The sequence below is a fragment of the Vibrio ouci genome (assembly GCF_004551525.1).
In the GTDB taxonomy this organism is placed as follows: domain Bacteria; phylum Pseudomonadota; class Gammaproteobacteria; order Enterobacterales; family Vibrionaceae; genus Vibrio; species Vibrio ouci.
The window spans coordinates 1-536 of record NZ_SATR01000321.1; the positions used below are offsets into that span (position 1 = coordinate 1).

The 536-nt window shown below is 42.0% G+C and carries 1 protein-coding gene; it reads left to right on the forward strand.

The annotated features are described in order from the left end of the window. Window positions 1-427: hypothetical protein (locus ELS82_RS26830; RefSeq protein ID WP_208733330.1), on the forward strand; the 427-nt coding region annotated here is incomplete at its 5' end. Between the last annotated feature and the right edge of the window lie 109 nt (window positions 428-536).

A 536-nucleotide genomic window follows, 5' to 3' on the forward strand; every position in this document is an offset into this window, starting at 1 on the left:
TGACAACTGGCTTACTGACATTGAATATGGAGGCAGTAGCTTCTTCAATATGGCTTCTTTTCTTTCTGCTGGAATACGAGACACAATTCATTCTTACCGCCCAAACTGGTTAAATTTTAACAGTGACAACTATCCTGCCAGAGGGGGCTTCTCTGATGCTCCGATGAAGTCGTCAGGGAATGAGACAAAGCGGTTACTTGAAGAATCAAAAATACTGCCGCATACCGCACCACCTCCGCATGGATATGTCACAACAAAGTCTTCAAAATTAAAATTTGGTCCTTTCTCATATACCTTAAGGAAGGTCTGCTTAAAGTCATCAGAGAACTCGTCATTTTTGAGGATATCGTTTATTGAAGCTGACGCGCTGTTTGTAAGGCATCCGCTCAAGAAGTGGCTCCCGATTTTCGGACATGACTTTAAGTGATTGATCTGTTTTGATAGTACCTAAAAATACTGGAACAGATTATGACTAGAAAACGTAGAAACCACTCACCCGAATTTAAAGCTAAGGTGGCGCTTGATGCTGCTAGAGG